Source organism: Escherichia sp. UTM R2, from assembly GCF_048593455.1.
GTDB lineage: Bacteria > Pseudomonadota > Gammaproteobacteria > Enterobacterales > Enterobacteriaceae > Escherichia > Escherichia coli.
Genome location: NZ_JBFWDY010000002.1, coordinates 1,871,382 through 1,885,776, shown reverse-complemented (window position 1 = coordinate 1,885,776; position 14,395 = coordinate 1,871,382). Strand labels below are relative to the sequence as shown.

The following is a 14,395-nucleotide window of genomic DNA, read 5'->3' as shown; positions in this document are numbered from 1 at the left end:
AAATTACTTACCGCCTAAACCTTTTTTCTCCAGTTCTTCTTTAAAGTTGTCACGCGTGATCAGTACCACGTCGGTAACTTCGGTAAATTTTGGCGGTTCAACGTCTTTTGCTACCCAGTTGTAAAGCATTTCGCTGGATTTATAGCCATGTACGTCCGGGCTTGGCAGCAGGGAACCGTAGAAGCCGGTTGCCTGTGCTTTAGACAGTTCGCTCACCGCATCCACACCGTTAATGCCAATGCCGATGATATCGGCCGCTTTAAAGCCCTGACCTTCCGTCGCGCGTACGCCGCCCAGCACGGTGCTGTCGTTCATACCGACGATCAGCCAATGTTTAACTTCCGGATGTTGAACCAGCATTGAGTTGGCAGCGTCAAATGCCCCCGGGATGTCGTTAGATTTGGTAGGTACCTGATAAATTTGTTTTTCCGGGAATCCGGCCGCTTTCAGCGCATCCATAGATCCCGTAGTACGGCGGCGGGCGGTATCCAGTTCGTTGGCGGTAATCGCCATCACCGCGCTTTCTTTGACATCCCAGCCACGTTTCTGCATCTCTTTATACAGTTCCTGGCCCTGACGTTCGCCAATTTTAGTCGCCGCCATCATCACCAGCGGAACGGTATCCATTGGCTTACCTTTGGCGTTAACAAACTGGTCATCCACGGCAATGACTTTCATATCGTAGCCACGCGCTTTCGCGACGATGGCAGAGCCGAGTTTGGGGTCCGGAGTACAAATAACGAAACCTTTTGCGCCACTGGCAGCCAGGCTGTCGATCGCGTTCAATGTTTTTTCGCCATCCGGCACGGCAATCTTAATAACCTCAAACCCTAAATCCTTCCCGGCTTTATCGGCAAACTTCCATTCGGTCTGGAACCACGGCTCTTCCGGTTGCTTCACCAGAAAACCGAGCTTCAGGTTCTCCGCCATAGCGGATTGTGACATAACGGCTGCCAGACCAATGGCTGCCAGGGCTTTAGTAAATTTGTGCATGGTTCTCTCCAGCTTTAGTGTCGTTTTGTGTAGGGCAAAAACGAATGACATTCGTTAAATTAATCGGAAAACAAAGCATTACCTTTTAACTAAAAGATAAGTGACCGTGTTGACATAGTTTTAGCGAGAAATTAATTCTCCATAGGAGAGCAATATCACATCGCAGAATTACAGTGAGAACGTGCATAAATTTAGCGGGAAAAGACATAAGGGAAAGCTAATTTGTCAGACAAATTGTCGAATGCACAGCAGATTAATCCATAAGATTAGCCTGGAAATCCTTGTTGTCTTTGGTACCCATGCGGGATGTCTTCTTTTTAACCAGTCAATAGGCCGCATTACCTGGCGTTGAGTTTTTGAAATGGTGTAATAACCGCAACTCAAAGATGTGGAAAATGCACGTCATTCATTTCGCCATTAATTATCACTGTGCTCATTAATTAACAGAACACGTATAATGAGAGCCATCTCGCAAAAATGAAAAAACGTTTTATAAAATCATCACTTCATCATGAATTCAAATTCATTGATTAATATCAACAAGATACAAAAAGCACTATCATTAAAATTCATTGCAGTTACATTGATTTCATCAATGAAATGTAAAAATATATAAACTTGATGATTTAAGCATTTTCTTATACCCGTTCAGACGTTATTCTTATTTCAGATCATCGTCAGAATTGACTCCACGATCACATTTCGGACCGGCAGAAAGGAATTATTCTGCAAACAGTAATTATGGTGTTTTGATTTATCTTGCACCTCTCCACTTCTGGATATAAGGATATTAGGTATGGCAACCGCTGGAATGCTTCTCAAACTCAACTCTCAAATGAACCGCGAGTTTTACGCATCCAATCTCTACCTTCACCTGAGTAACTGGTGTTCTGAACAGAGTCTGAACGGCACCGCCACTTTCCTTCGCGCCCAGGCACAGAGTAATGTGACCCAAATGATGCGCATGTTTAACTTTATGAAGAGTGTCGGCGCTACCCCCATCGTTAAAGCCATTGATGTTCCCGGTGAAAAACTGAACTCTCTGGAAGAACTGTTCCAAAAAACGATGGAAGAATACGAGCAACGTTCTAGTACGTTGGCACAGTTAGCCGATGAAGCGAAAGAACTGAATGATGATTCAACCGTCAATTTCCTGCGCGATCTGGAAAAAGAACAGCAGCATGATGGTCTGTTGCTGCAAACCATTCTTGATGAAGTGCGCAGTGCGAAACTTGCTGGTATGTGCCCAGTGCAGACCGACCAACATGTTCTGAATGTCGTGTCGCATCAGCTGCATTGATCATACATCGGCGCTAATGCATTGCGCCGATGAAGTTTTTGAGAAACCGCTGCCTCATCTTTTTGAAGCAGCGGTTTTTTAATGGGATTCGCCTTGTGGGGTAAACTTGAGTTCAATCAGCGCGATGGCTTTTTGGATTGCCCGCATGGTGACCGGGTCTGCGGCGGCGGGATGGTTAGTAAAGTCGATATTCTTCAGCTGGCTGGACATTTTTTCGCGAACTTCAACGGGCGCGATTACATCGAGAACATCCAGAATTTGTTTGATAACCAACTGGCAAGCAACCACATCAGAAACCAGTTCCTGATCGGCATTCAGCGGCTGGGACATCGTAAACTCCTGATAGCATTTTGAAAGCCGTTATAGTAGCGGCTTCACATCTTCAGCGATAGTCACATCCACCGTCATCAGGACACAAAAAAACCTGCCGGAGCAGGTTTTTTATTATCGGAACATATTGCCTGGCGGTACGTCTTTGAACGTCTTGCAATAGTTATTGAACATACTTTTCAGGATTTTGCGCAGTTTCATCGCGGCACTCCGACCATTTGTTATACAGGTGTTATTGTCTTTGCGCTTATAATATGACAACCATCACAAAAATCAATCTTTATGTGATACAAATCACATAAATACTCCTTTAATGTTATAAAAATGATAATCAAAAAACAGCCCCCCTATTTCTGACACCTACAGATGGCAATAAATAGCGCCTGCCAGGCGTCTTTTCCGGTCATTGTCGCAGCGCTGTAACGCGTAAAATAGTGCTTTCTCTTACTCTTCTGGCTGGACCATGAGACTTCTGATTCTGACTCTTTCATTAATAACGCTGGCGGGGTGTACGGTTACTCGCCAGGCCCATGTGAGCGAAGTTGACGCGGCAACAGGTATTGTACGGTTGGTTTATAACCAGGCTTTTTTGCAGCATGCCCATACCGATCGTTATGTCAGTCGCGGGATCGCCGATCGCGCATGCCAGCAGGAAGGCTATACCCACGCGATCCCCTTTGGTCAGCCAGTAGGCAACTGTAGCCTTTTTGCGGGTTCCTTATGTTTGAATACGGAATTCACTTTGTCATATCAGTGCCATCATTCCGCCTTCCCTGTCTTTCTCTAAATATTTTAATCAGCGAGGGGATCTTCGCTGATTAAAGAAATAGCGGTAATGCGTTTTATTCCCATTCGTATTTTTAATAATTGAAGTTTATATTTTACCTTTTGCAAATAATAAAATAACAAATTATAGTGACGCCACAGCAACAAATATAACCTTTGTGGAGCACTATCATGCTGAAACCAGAAATGATTGAAAAACTTAATGAGCAGATGAACCTGGAACTGTACTCTTCACTGCTTTATCAGCAAATGAGCGCCTGGTGCAGCTATCATACCTTCGAAGGTGCTGCCGCGTTCCTGCGCCGTCACGCCCAGGAAGAGATGACGCATATGCAGCGTCTGTTTGATTACCTGACTGATACCGGCAATTTACCGCGTATTAATACCGTTGAATCTCCGTTTGCTGAATATTCCTCACTTGATGAATTATTCCAGGAAACCTATAAACACGAACAATTAATCACCCAGAAAATTAACGAACTGGCTCATGCTGCAATGACCAATCAGGACTACCCAACATTTAATTTCCTGCAATGGTATGTTTCTGAGCAGCATGAAGAAGAGAAACTGTTCAAATCGATTATTGATAAATTAAGCCTGGCAGGCAAAAGCGGCGAAGGTCTGTATTTTATCGACAAAGAACTCTCTACCCTCGACACACAAAACTAATGCTCTCCGGCGGCAGGTTTACTGCCGCCGTTTCAAATCAGTGACGGCAAATCTTACTCTGATCGGTCGAAAAACCGTCTTCAGAAGGAATAAATTTGCCTTTTGCTGCCAGAAACGCCACCAGCTCTCCCGCTGTCATCCCTTCTGCCGAGCAGGTGTGAAAACGTGCCTGTTCACCAAAACGCGCTTTAATCGCAGCTTCCAGACTGGCATGCGTATATTGCTCACCTGATTCAATCATCATATTTAACACTTCATGACCGTGAATAGAGTCCATCGTTCCTCCTCAAAAAAAGCCTAGCGTAGCGATTGCCGCTTATGAAGACTTTGCGCCAGAGCAGAACTGAATGCTTTTTATTGTACATTTATATTTACACCATATGTAACGTCGGTTTGACGAAGTAGCCGTTATGCCTTAACCTGCGCCGCAGATATCACTCATAAAGATCGTCAGGACAGAAGAAAGCGTGAAAAACAGAACTCTGGGAAGTGTTTTTATCGTGGCGGGAACCACAATTGGCGCAGGCATGCTGGCAATGCCGCTGGCTGCGGCAGGTGTTGGTTTTAGCGTCACGTTAATCTTGTTGATTGGGCTTTGGGCGTTGATGTGCTACACGGCGCTATTACTGCTGGAGGTGTACCAGCATGTTCCGGCAGATACCGGTCTTGGCACGCTGGCAAAACGCTATCTGGGACGCTACGGTCAGTGGCTGACGGGCTTCAGTATGATGTTCTTAATGTATGCTCTGACTGCGGCATACATCAGCGGTGCCGGTGAATTGTTGGCCTCCAGCATCAGCGACTGGACAGGTATTTCAATGTCGGCAACCGCTGGCGTGCTGTTGTTCACTTTTGTTGCCGGTGGCGTGGTTTGTGTCGGGACATCGCTGGTCGATTTGTTTAACCGTTTTCTGTTCAGCGCCAAAATTATTTTTCTGGTGGTGATGCTGGTATTGCTGCTACCGCATATTCACAAAGTGAATCTTTTAACCCTGCCGTTGCAACAGGGGCTGGCTCTGTCAGCAATCCCGGTGATTTTTACCTCATTTGGTTTTCACGGTAGCGTGCCGAGTATTGTCAGCTATATGGATGGCAACGTTCGTAAGCTACGCTGGGTGTTTATAACCGGTAGTGCGATCCCCCTGGTGGCATATATTTTCTGGCAGGTGGCAACGCTTGGCAGCATTGATTCAACAACCTTTATGGGATTGCTGGCTAATCATGCTGGATTAAACGGGCTGTTACAGGCGTTACGCGAAATGGTGGCCTCTCCGCATGTTGAGCTGGCAGTGCATTTATTTGCTGATTTAGCCCTCGCCACGTCATTTCTCGGCGTTGCGTTAGGCTTATTTGATTATCTGGCTGATTTATTTCAGCGTTCAAATACCGTTGGTGGACGGTTGCAAACTGGTGCAATTACCTTTCTGCCGCCGTTGGCGTTTGCACTGTTTTATCCACGAGGATTTGTGATGGCGCTGGGTTACGCCGGTGTGGCGCTGGCGGTACTGGCATTGATTATCCCTTCACTGTTGACCTGGCAAAGCAGAAAGCACAATCCTCAGGCGGGTTACCGGGTGAAAGGTGGTCGTCCGGCGCTGGTGGTGGTGTTTCTCTGTGGTATTGCTGTGATTGGCGTGCAATTTTTGATTGCGGCAGGGTTGTTACCAGAAGTGGGGTGATCAGATAGCCTCAAATTCCTTATTGGGTGCCAGAATTAACGCTGACACCCAATTTGACCTCTTAATGCAGGCAGCACTGCTTAAATTTCTTACCACTACCGCACGGGCAAGGATCGTTACGCCCCGGTTTCTCTTCTGCTTTGATCGGTTGCTGAACAGCTTTTTCCTGCGGATGCGCCATCCAGTACGCATGTAGATCAAGCGCCGCCAGTCGAATGGCATCTACGCTCTCTTCAAACGCTTCTGGCGACATCTTCTCTACCCGCTCGAAGTTTTCCTCAGTACCGTGCAGCGCAATCGCCTCCAGCGCTGGTTTTAACGAATCGGGCAATGTTGACCAGTCAGAAAGTGCCACGCCCCGCATATAGCCAAAGCACCACTCCTCAACAATCGTCAGCTCGCTGCCATCAACTTCTCGCAAGCCGAATAACGGCTCAAACTGCTCCGGGAATTCGTTCAGACGCTCTGCGGTATCGGCCATATGTTGAAAAGCCAGGTTCATAAAGCGCGTCATCTCTTTCTCTGACGCCCAGCGCGGCACATAGTCAGCCCCACCCCACACGGCAACCAGCCACTGTGCCGGTTCAATCTCTTGCGGAGAACTCAACACCGCCGTCAATAAACCGTCCAGCTCCGCCACATCAAGGATGGCGTGGTCAGTGTTGTATTTGGTCAGAATATCGTCCAGCCATTCCAACTCACTTTCGTTTAACGGTCCCGTTTTCATACGCTTTTCCTTGTGGATCTCAACTCGCCAGCACCTATCTTACATGCCGGTCTGTATCAGAGATACTTTTTGAGTGGCTTTGCCGATGATTAAAAATTAAGGAGGGTGTAACGACAAGTTGCAGGCACAAAAAAACCACCCGAAGGTGGTTTCACGACACTGCTTATTGCTTTGATTTTATTCTTATCTTTCCCATGGTACCCGGAGCGGGACTTGAACCCGCACAGCGCGAACGCCGAGGGATTTTAAATCCCTTGTGTCTACCGATTCCACCATCCGGGCTCGGGAAGAAAGTGGAGGCGCGTTCCGGAGTCGAACCGGACTAGACGGATTTGCAATCCGCTACATAACCGCTTTGTTAACGCGCCAAATTCTTCAGGCCTTTCAGCCAGACATCCGCTGACGCCGATGTCTTTTAAACTGGAGCGGGAAACGAGACTCGAACTCGCGACCCCGACCTTGGCAAGGTCGTGCTCTACCAACTGAGCTATTCCCGCATTCATCAAGCAATCAGTTAATCACTTGATTTTATTATCGTCTGGCAATCAGTGCCGCCGTTCGATGCGTTGCATTCTACTTACCTGGCGCGATGAGTCAACGATATTTTTCACCACTTTTGATCGTTTGCTGAAAATTGCGCCGAAACGATCACTGATCAAGCAAATCTGCACGCGCAGCGCTCAAATATTGCAACATTGACCACAGAGTCAGTACCGCAGCCACAAAGAAAAGTGCAATACCGGCGTACTCAACCCAAATGTTCGGACGCCACAGCAGCCAGGCCAACGCCACCATCTGGGCAGTGGTTTTCACTTTCCCAATCCAGGAGACAGCCACGCTACTGCGTTTACCCAACTCCGCCATCCATTCGCGTAGCGCAGAAATAATAATTTCACGGGCGATCATCGTTGCCGCCGGTAAGGTCACCCACCAGCTGTGGTAATGCTCGGTTACCAGCACCATGGCGATAGCCACGAGAACTTTATCTGCTACAGGGTCAAGGAAAGCACCAAACCGGGTACTCTGGTTCCAGCGGCGTGCCAGAAAACCATCGAACCAGTCAGTCACCGCCGCGACGCAGAAAATGAGCGCGGCGGCAAACGGCGACCAGGTGACAGGCAGATAAAAGACCAATACAAAGAATGGGATAAGGATGACACGGAACAGTGTAAGCAACGTAGGGATATTAAATTGCATAATGACGGGTAACTATCTGTTGTCAGTAAGATTACCCCTATGTTGCTACAGAGACATCAATGTTTCAACGACCAGAAGATCTTTTCTGCCAGACCTTGCGAAATACCCGGCACTTTTGCAATTTCCTCGACGCTGGCGTTACGTAAACCTTGCAAACCACCCATATATTTCAACAACATTTGCCGGCGTTTTGGCCCGACGCCTTCAATGGTTTCCAGGGAACTGGTATTTTTGACCTTCGCCCGTTTTTTACGGTGCCCGCCAATCGCGTGATCGTGTGATTCATCGCGAATATGCTGGATAACATGCAGCGCGGGAGAATCTGGCGGCAAACTGAATCCCTCACCTTCCGGCTCAAAGAACAGCGTTTCCAGCCCAGCCTTACGATCTGCTCCTTTGGCAACGCCAAGTAGCAGCGGATGATTTTTATCCCATGAGACATCCAGTTCGGCGAAGACATTTTTCGCCTGCGCAAGCTGGCCTTTGCCGCCGTCGATAAGTATCACATCCGGGATCTTACTGTCGTCGATGGCTTTACCATAACGCCGACGCAGCACCTGATTCATCGCCGCATAATCATCGCCCGGCGTGATGCCAGTAATGTTATAGCGCCGATACTCCGCACGCAGCGGGCCGTTAGCATCAAACACCACACAGGAAGCGACGGTTTGTTCACCCATGGTATGGCTGATGTCAAAGCACTCCATCCGCTTCACTTCCGGCAATTTCAACACGCTGGCAAGTGCTGTAAGCCGCTGGTGAACGGTAGATTGCTGCGAAAGTTTGCTGGTTAAGGCCGTCGCCGCATTGGTGCGCGCGAGTTTCAGGTAACGCGCCCTATCGCCACGAGGTTTGGTTTGAACATTAATCTTGCGTCCCGCCAGTTCTGAAAGGGAATCGGCGAGCAGCGTTTTATCGCTAAGATTAAAATCAAGCAGGATCTCACCCGGTAAGGTGCGCATCTGGCTGCCTTGTAAATAGAACTGGCCTACGAAGGTTTCTACCACCTCGCTCAGTTCCGTACCGCCAGGCACTTTCGGGAAATAGCTGCGGCTGCCAAGCACTTTGCCCTGACGAATGAACAATACGTGGACACAAGCCATGCCCGCATCGAACGCCACACCAATAACGTCAAGGTCGTCGCCGGTATTGGAAACAAACTGTTTTTCGGTGACGCGTCGCACCGCCTGAATTTGGTCGCGAATACGTGCCGCTTCTTCAAACTCCAGATTCTGACTGGCAGTTTCCATACGGCTAATCAGTTGCGTAAGCACCTGATCATCTTTGCCAGACAAAAACAGGCGCACATACTCGACCTGCTGAGCGTATTCTTCTTCACTCACCAGTCCTTCAACGCACGGTCCCAGACAGCGCCCTATCTGATATTGCAGACATGGACGCGAGCGATTGCGATAAACACTATTTTCGCACTGGCGAATGGGGAAAATCTTTTGCAGTAGCGCCAGTGTTTCACGTACGGCATAGCCATTCGGGAACGGGCCGAAATATTCACCTTTTGCATGCTTCGCACCACGATGCATCGCCAGACGCGGGTGGGTATCGCCACTCAGGAAGATAAAGGGATAAGATTTATCATCGCGTAGTAAAACGTTGTAACGCGGCTGATAGAGTTTGATGTAGTTGTGTTCCAGCAACAGCGCTTCGGTTTCTGTATGAGTAACCGTTACATCAATTTGCTGGATCTGGGCGACCAGCGCTTCAGTTTTGCGCGAAGCGAGGTTGCTACGGAAATAGCTGGAAAGCCGTTTTTTCAGGTCTTTCGCTTTGCCGACATAGATAACCGTACCACCAGCATCGTACATGCGATAAACGCCAGGCTGGCTGGTTACGGTTTTTAAAAACGCTTTTGCGTCAAACTGATCACTCACTGACTTGATAATGTCTCCGCATTACACAGACCATGGCGAATTGCCAGGTGAGTCAGCTCAACATCGCCATGAATGTTTAGTTTACTGAACATACGATAGCGGTAGCTGTTCACCGTTTTCGGACTGAGATTGAGCTGTTCTGAGATCTCATTGACCTTCTGGCCCTTAGTGATCATCAGCATAATCTGCAATTCACGTTCAGACAAACTGGCAAATGGGCTTTCTGTTTTTTCTGGTTCGATCTGGCTTAACGCCATTTGTTGAGCGATGTCAGAAGCAATGTAACGCTGCCCTGAATAGACAGAACGAATCGCACTCACGACTTCTTGCGGAGCCGCGCCTTTGCTGAGGTAGCCCGCAGCACCGGCCTGCATGACTTTCGCTGGTAAAGGGTTTTCTGTATGGACGGTAAGCATGATGATTTTGACATCAGCTGTGGAACGCGCGATTTTACGCGTCGCCTCAAGACCGCCAATGCCCGGCATACTCATGTCCATTAGCACCACGTCAACGGCATTTGTCCGGCACCACTTAACGGCGTCTTCACCGCACGATGCCTCACCGACGACTTTTATACCCTTTATATCTTCCAGAATGCGTCGTATCCCTGCGCGCACCAGTTCGTGGTCATCAACAAGTAGAACGTTGATCAAAGGAATATCTCCAGAAATAGGGATAACGCTACTGATAGTTAGTCATTCGTATATTAGCGGTTTTTATTGCAACTTTGAAACGTTAAAAATGGTGGGTATTCGATTTTTCTCTCGTTTTTGTAAATTCGATTGTCCACAGTTATGGTCACGCCCGTCACCAACGGCTTCCGGGATCGTTTCACAGTAAGCCCTGCGACGAAATGTGACAAAAATTGACTTTATTCAGCAAAAATGAAAATCAGCCCGCTGAATATGTAACATTAATTAACCCGAACAATACGGGCAAAAAACATTCATGATAAAAATATTTATTGGTCATTATATTAACGTATTTAATAGCACCGTTGACGGCGCGCTCAAAAAACAACCACTGCTATTTTTAGCAAAGCTTATGGTATACTCCGCCGCCTTAACATTTTTCACCGCAAATTTTCATTGCAACATGACGAGGAAAATAAATGAGTACGCCTGATTTTTCTACTGCCGAGAATAATCAAGAACTGGCAAATGAAGTCTCCTGCCTGAAAGCGATGCTGACGCTGATGCTGCAGGCGATGGGACAAGCTGACGCGGGCCGCGTGATGTTAAAGATGGAAAAACAGCTTGCGCTGATCGAAGACGAAACCCAGGCTGCAGTATTTTCCAAAACGGTTAAGCAAATTAAACAAGCCTACCGTCAGTAATATAAAACCGGCTGATAGCGTGCCTTTCAGCCGGTTTTTGCATCTGGCACGCAGGACAGAAAAGAGATCAAATTAAGCCAGTAGCGGCCGCGTAACAGGCAACCTGGGTCTTATTTGGTGCATTAATTTTTTTCTGCATGTTTTTCTGGTGGAAATTGACCGTATTCTCAGAGATTGACAAAATCATCGCTATCTCTGCTGATGTCTTCCCTTCCGCCGTCCACCTCAGAATTTCTTTTTCTCGCTTGCTGAAATTCATCTCTGGCGTCATCACTATTTCATCATTTAAACGCATCAGAGCCATCAGACTTTCGCGCACCAGTAACTGCATTTTTAATTGCAGCTCATCACTAAGAATGGGTATTTCGCGCGCACTGCAACGGGAAAAAGACAAAAAGCCCAGCGCCCGGTTTGGCAGCATTAAATACTGAGTGACACCGCGGCGTAAACCATGTGCGCGCGCGGCTTCCCATAACGGCTGTGCTTCGCTGAATAAGTCATCATTCCACATTAAATGGCCCTGACTAAAGTTTTCAGGGTTCAGCACCGGATCAATTGCGAGAAAGTTTTTTGCCTGATAATAACTAACCCACGCCTCAGGGTAATTGGTGTAGAAAGCCACTTTAGGTCGCGTGAATGGTACCGGGTGGCGAACACATAACGAATAGTAATCGTACTCCAGCTGCTGAGCCTGCAGCTCTATTTCATGGTAGACCTCTTCTGCGGCCTCCATCCTCTGAAAACGCAACAGCATCGTGCGACGCCAGCTGAAAAAATCCTTATCCTGCATAGTAAACCGCAACGCCCCTGAGAGTGAGTATCATTTATAATGATAATTCAAACTATCACATAAATAAGATTTATATATAATTTATATTATTCAGGCAATGAATTACTTTTGCAAGCCATCGCATTCTCTTATGTTATTAATGAGTTATGCTGATTTGTTAAGCAGTTTTATCAGGCTTGAAATGGCGTCCGCCCCGACAGGTGAATCGTCGGGGCTGATTTTTTCTTATTATTGCAGCAGAAACTTCTCGAGGAACTGGCGGGTGCGAGGCTGCTTGGGATCGGCAAATAACGCTTTTGCGGCCCCCTGCTCGACTATCCGCCCCTGGTCCATAAAGATCGCCCGGTCCGCAACATCCCGGGCAAAGCTCATTTCGTGTGTCACAATCACCATCGTGCGCTTTTCCTGCGCCAGCTGACGGATGGTGTTCAGGACTTCGCCCACCAGCTCTGGATCCAGCGCTGACGTTGGCTCGTCAAACAAAATCACCTCAGGACGCATTGCCAGCGCACGCGCAATCGCAACACGCTGCTGTTGACCGCCAGACAAACGACGTGGATAGCTGGTTTCTTTACCGGCCAGCCCAACTTTCGCCAACAGCTCGCGAGCGCGCGCCGTGGCCTCTTCTTTCGGTTCACCTTTGACGATCACCGGCCCTTCAATAATGTTTTCCAGCACCGTACGATGCGGAAACAAATTAAAGTTCTGGAAGACAAACCCGACGTGCTGACGCAACTGGCGAATCAGCGATTTTTGCTGACTTAATGAACGTGCAGTATCAATAGTGATATCGCCAACGGTGATGGTTCCCGCTTCCGGTTGTTCCAGCAGATTTATGCTGCGTAGCAACGTGGTTTTGCCGGAACCACTCGGACCGATAATTGCCACCACTTCGCCAGGCTTTACCTCAAGGTCGATACCGTGCAGCACCGTCTGACCGTGAAATTTTTTCACCAGGTTCTTAACTTCAATGGCACTCATTTTGGTTCTCTCTCCTGGCGATTAAGTTGATTCTCAAAATGGTTCTGCAACGTCGATAATACTGTCGCCATGATCCAGTAGATGAGCGAAGCCGCCAGGTACATGGTGAACACCTCCAGCGTGCGCGAGGTAATCAACTGCGCCTGACGGAACAGCTCCGGCACCTGGATTGTCGCGGCCAGCGACGTATCTTTTACCAGGCTGATAAAGCTGTTCGACAGCGGCGGCAACGCCACCCGCGCCGCCTGTGGCAAAATCGCGCGACGCATAGTCTGCCATGGCGTCATACCAATACTGGCAGCTGCTTCCCACTGACCTTTATCAATAGAAGAAATGGCGGCGCGAAGCGTTTCGGCAGCATAGGCGGCAGTGTTCAGCGACAGACCAATCATTGCTGACGGAATGGGATCTAATTCGATACCAAACTGCGGCAGGCCGTAATAGATCATAAACAGTTGTGCGATGAGCGGCGTACCACGAAAAATAGAGATATAAAAACGCGCCAGCCAGCGCACGGGCCAGATTGGCGACAGGCGCATCAGCGCGAGAATAAACCCTAGCAGTAAGCCAAAAAACATGCCGCCGATACTGAGTTGCAGGGTATACCCAGCCCCTTTCAACAGGAACGGCAAGGAATCAATAACCAGTTGTATACTTTCTTGCATGAGCGTTTCCGGAGCTAAACGTGGGGATGATAGGCGAACAGCGCAGGCGCGCCGCCGGTATGAATAAACAGAATCGGCCCTTCATCTTTGAAGCGTTTCTGACTGATACCGTCAATCAGCCCCGCCATCGCTTTTCCGGTATACACAGGATCAAGCAGAATGCCTTCCAGCTGCGCCAGCAATTTCACTGCTTCCATGCCTTCGTCGTTCGGCACGCCGTAGCCAGGTGCAAAATAGTCATCCCAGAGTAAAATTTCCGCTGATGCGGTCAGCTCCAGTTCTTTCGCAATCGCCTGTTGTAGGTTAACCACTTTCGGCAATTGATCGGCAACGGAACGCGACACGGTCACGCCAATCAGTTCGCTTTCAGGCATCAGGTGTTCCAGCCCAACAGCCAGTCCGGCGTGAGTTCCGGCACTGCCCGATGCGACCACCACCGACGAAATATTAACCGCCCCTTCACACTGTTGCGCGATTTCCAGCGCACTCTCCACATAACCTAGCGCGCCAAGAGCATTAGAACCGCCAACCGGAATGACATACGGGCGAAAGCCTTGTGCTTCAACTCGCGTCGCCAGCTCTTCCAGTTGGGCATTGGGATCGGTCAGTGCGTCGCACATTTCAATCTGGGTATTGAACAGATCCAGCAACAAGCGATTGCCGTTGGTTAAATAGTTTTCTGCGGTTGTGCCAATAGAATTTTCCAGCAGCGCCACGCAGTGCAGACCGAGTTTGGCAGCGACTGCGGCAGTCTGCCGCACATGGTTAGACTGGATCGCCCCGGCAGTAATCAGCGTATCGGCACCTTCGCGCAGAGCATCTGCCGCGAGAAATTCCAGCTTACGTAATTTATTGCCGCCCATTGCCATGGGGGTGACGTCATCCCGTTTGATGAAAATTTCCCGTCCTAGATAATCAGAAAAGCGCGGCAGATATTCGAGCGGCGTTGGCGCGCCGATAAACTCCAACCGTGGAAAACGGGTTAAATTATGCAGTGGCATAACAGCCTCCGATGTGTGTTGTTGTGATTTTCTTATTATGCACGCTGAAAAC

Annotated in this window: 18 protein-coding genes, 3 tRNA genes and 1 pseudogene; 7 read left to right on the top strand and 15 right to left on the bottom strand. The window is 48.5% G+C overall.

The features are described from left to right. Positions 1–3: 3 nt before the first annotated feature. Complete coding sequence (araF, locus tag AB4H76_RS09945) at positions 4–993, bottom strand: arabinose ABC transporter substrate-binding protein AraF (protein WP_000548675.1); 990 nt, start codon at positions 991–993, stop codon at positions 4–6. 796 nt (positions 994–1,789) lie between these two features. Here araF and AB4H76_RS09940 point away from each other — a divergent pair. After that, positions 1,790–2,293 (top strand): non-heme ferritin-like protein, encoded by a 504-nt coding sequence (locus AB4H76_RS09940; protein ID WP_000179469.1) that lies wholly within the window; start codon positions 1,790–1,792, stop codon positions 2,291–2,293. Positions 2,294–2,371: 78 nt separating this feature from the next. On the opposite strand, the gene yecJ is transcribed toward AB4H76_RS09940, so the two are convergent. Both yecJ and azuC read right to left on the bottom strand, forming a co-directional pair. Further along, positions 2,372–2,623, bottom strand: coding sequence for a DUF2766 family protein YecJ (gene yecJ / locus AB4H76_RS09935; RefSeq protein ID WP_000082127.1), 252 nt, complete (start codon positions 2,621–2,623; stop codon positions 2,372–2,374). 114 nt (positions 2,624–2,737) lie between these two features. Continuing rightward, on the bottom strand, positions 2,738–2,824 hold the full coding sequence (azuC, locus tag AB4H76_RS09930) for a stress response protein AzuC (RefSeq protein ID WP_010723106.1): 87 nt from the start codon (positions 2,822–2,824) through the stop codon (positions 2,738–2,740). A gap of 262 nt (positions 2,825–3,086) precedes the next feature. Here azuC and AB4H76_RS09925 point away from each other — a divergent pair, with 262 nt between their 5' ends. After that, positions 3,087–3,410: a YecR-like lipofamily protein gene (locus AB4H76_RS09925; RefSeq protein WP_001237877.1), complete on the top strand. Its 324-nt coding sequence runs from the start codon at positions 3,087–3,089 to the stop codon at positions 3,408–3,410. 170 nt (positions 3,411–3,580) lie between these two features. Next, positions 3,581–4,078, top strand: coding sequence for a non-heme ferritin (gene ftnA, locus AB4H76_RS09920; RefSeq protein ID WP_000917208.1), 498 nt, complete (start codon positions 3,581–3,583; stop codon positions 4,076–4,078). Between the two features lie 37 nt (positions 4,079–4,115). On the opposite strand, the gene AB4H76_RS09915 is transcribed toward ftnA, so the two are convergent. Beyond that, positions 4,116–4,355 carry a YecH family metal-binding protein gene (locus tag AB4H76_RS09915; RefSeq protein ID WP_000377223.1) on the bottom strand — a complete coding sequence of 80 codons (240 nt, stop codon included), beginning with the start codon at positions 4,353–4,355 and terminating at the stop codon, positions 4,116–4,118. A 190-nt stretch (positions 4,356–4,545) separates the two neighbouring features. On the opposite strand from AB4H76_RS09915, the gene tyrP reads away from it, so the two are divergent. After that, the gene (gene tyrP, locus AB4H76_RS09910; RefSeq protein ID WP_000797573.1) at positions 4,546–5,757 is read left to right on the top strand and encodes a tyrosine transporter TyrP; all 1,212 of its coding nucleotides are present in this window, start codon (positions 4,546–4,548) and stop codon (positions 5,755–5,757) included. 61 nt (positions 5,758–5,818) lie between these two features. Here the strand turns inward: tyrP and yecA are convergent, their stop codons facing one another. From yecA to uvrY, 7 genes are all read right to left on the bottom strand, one after another. Continuing rightward, complete coding sequence (yecA, locus tag AB4H76_RS09905; RefSeq protein ID WP_000847882.1) at positions 5,819–6,484, bottom strand: UPF0149 family protein YecA; 666 nt, start codon at positions 6,482–6,484, stop codon at positions 5,819–5,821. A 195-nt stretch (positions 6,485–6,679) separates the two neighbouring features. After that, a tRNA-Leu gene (locus tag AB4H76_RS09900) sits at positions 6,680–6,766 on the bottom strand. 12 nt (positions 6,767–6,778) lie between these two features. Further along, positions 6,779–6,852 (bottom strand) — tRNA-Cys (locus tag AB4H76_RS09895). 53 nt (positions 6,853–6,905) lie between these two features. Continuing rightward, a tRNA-Gly gene (locus AB4H76_RS09890) sits at positions 6,906–6,981 on the bottom strand. A 151-nt stretch (positions 6,982–7,132) separates the two neighbouring features. After that, a complete protein-coding gene (gene pgsA, locus AB4H76_RS09885) occupies positions 7,133–7,681 on the bottom strand; it encodes a CDP-diacylglycerol--glycerol-3-phosphate 3-phosphatidyltransferase (protein WP_001160187.1) in 549 nt (182 codons plus the stop codon). Between the two features lie 56 nt (positions 7,682–7,737). Next, entirely contained in the window at positions 7,738–9,570 is a 1,833-nt protein-coding gene (gene uvrC, locus AB4H76_RS09880; RefSeq protein ID WP_001283421.1) for an excinuclease ABC subunit UvrC, read from the bottom strand. Next, positions 9,567–10,223, bottom strand: coding sequence for a UvrY/SirA/GacA family response regulator transcription factor (gene uvrY, locus AB4H76_RS09875; RefSeq protein ID WP_000611335.1), 657 nt, complete (start codon positions 10,221–10,223; stop codon positions 9,567–9,569). The genes uvrC and uvrY overlap by 4 nt, the downstream gene beginning before the upstream one ends. 141 nt (positions 10,224–10,364) lie before the next feature. Here uvrY and AB4H76_RS09870 point away from each other — a divergent pair. From AB4H76_RS09870 to yecF, 3 genes and pseudogenes are all read left to right on the top strand, one after another. Next, positions 10,365–10,436 (top strand): annotated as a pseudogene (locus AB4H76_RS09870) (transcriptional regulator); the annotation flags it as partial. Positions 10,437–10,518: 82 nt separating this feature from the next. Further along, positions 10,519–10,695: a protein YecU gene (gene yecU, locus AB4H76_RS09865; RefSeq protein WP_001696741.1), complete on the top strand. Its 177-nt coding sequence runs from the start codon at positions 10,519–10,521 to the stop codon at positions 10,693–10,695. Next, the gene (gene yecF, locus AB4H76_RS09860; protein WP_000106474.1) at positions 10,682–10,906 is read left to right on the top strand and encodes a DUF2594 family protein YecF; all 225 of its coding nucleotides are present in this window, start codon (positions 10,682–10,684) and stop codon (positions 10,904–10,906) included. The genes yecU and yecF overlap by 14 nt, the downstream gene beginning before the upstream one ends. A 67-nt stretch (positions 10,907–10,973) precedes the next feature. Here yecF and sdiA read toward each other — a convergent pair whose 3' ends face one another. The 4 genes from sdiA to dcyD all read right to left on the bottom strand — a co-directional run bounded on the left by sdiA (position 10,974) and on the right by dcyD (position 14,343). Continuing rightward, positions 10,974–11,696 carry a transcriptional regulator SdiA gene (gene sdiA / locus AB4H76_RS09855; protein WP_032256217.1) on the bottom strand — a complete coding sequence of 241 codons (723 nt, stop codon included), beginning with the start codon at positions 11,694–11,696 and terminating at the stop codon, positions 10,974–10,976. A gap of 228 nt (positions 11,697–11,924) precedes the next feature. Beyond that, the gene (tcyN, locus tag AB4H76_RS09850) at positions 11,925–12,677 is read right to left on the bottom strand and encodes an L-cystine ABC transporter ATP-binding protein TcyN (protein WP_001272992.1); all 753 of its coding nucleotides are present in this window, start codon (positions 12,675–12,677) and stop codon (positions 11,925–11,927) included. Beyond that, a complete protein-coding gene (gene tcyL, locus AB4H76_RS09845) occupies positions 12,674–13,342 on the bottom strand; it encodes a cystine ABC transporter permease (RefSeq protein WP_001158220.1) in 669 nt (222 codons plus the stop codon). Before tcyL ends, tcyN begins: the two co-directional genes overlap by 4 nt. Before the next feature lie 14 nt (positions 13,343–13,356). Then, positions 13,357–14,343: a D-cysteine desulfhydrase gene (gene dcyD, locus AB4H76_RS09840; protein WP_420062591.1), complete on the bottom strand. Its 987-nt coding sequence runs from the start codon at positions 14,341–14,343 to the stop codon at positions 13,357–13,359. Positions 14,344–14,395 lie beyond the last annotated feature (52 nt).